Origin of the sequence: Aequorivita aquimaris, from assembly GCF_001573155.1 — a bacterium.
Classification (GTDB): Bacteria; Bacteroidota; Bacteroidia; order Flavobacteriales; family Flavobacteriaceae; genus Aequorivita; species Aequorivita aquimaris.
The window spans coordinates 1-693 of record NZ_JRWG01000053.1 but is presented as its reverse complement, the minus strand read 5'-3'; the positions used below and the strand labels follow the sequence as shown (position 1 = coordinate 693).

The window sequence follows — 693 nt, the reverse complement described above, 5'->3', positions numbered from 1 at the left end:
GTAACCGTTGCACAACCCCTTAATTTTTTTAACCTGAACCAATATAAGCCGTTTTAAGCGGCTTTGTTTTTTTGATTGGACTTGAGAATGAGCCAAATTTGGTGCTTTTAAAAAAAGCCATGCTACATTCTGAAGCACTATTTTTGGCAAAAAATACAAAACAAGGCTTTCCGCCCCGCTCTTTGCGCGTTTTTGGATAAACTTGAGGTATTTTTTGAGGTTGTAGGCCGTCGCCGAGAGGTGCATGCATTTGTTGGCCTGTTTGATGCCAATGGTATTGACCTTGCGAAGCCCCATAAACTCCTTGAGGGTTCCAAAGACAGGCTCCACGGTGCTTTGCCGTTTGCTTTTTAGATACCGACCAGTGGGGCTTTTTATTCTCGCTATGTTGCGTTCATATTCTTCCCGGTAAGCAGTGATATTGATCCGCTTTTCGTGGCTCTTGCCTATACAGCTTTCTTTGATGGGACATCCCTTGCAATCACTTCGTTTTGTAAAATAATTATCCTTTAATGTGCCTTTTTCAAGTTTCTGCTTGCGGAAGGTTACTTTCTTTCCCTGTGGGCACAGCCAGTAGTTACCTTCTTTTATATATTTAAAGTCTTCGGGGCCGCCTTTGTAAGTTCCGTGGGGCGGAATGTAGCTTTTAATGCCCCTGGCTTCCAGATAGGCATAGTTCTCCCCACTGCTGTA

The 693-nt window shown here is 43.6% G+C and carries 1 protein-coding gene; it reads right to left on the bottom strand.

Translation table 11 applies throughout. The features are described 5' to 3' along the window. Positions 1-693, bottom strand: a 693-nt coding sequence (locus LS48_RS14750) for a transposase (RefSeq protein ID WP_235811045.1), incomplete at both ends; no start/stop codon positions are given.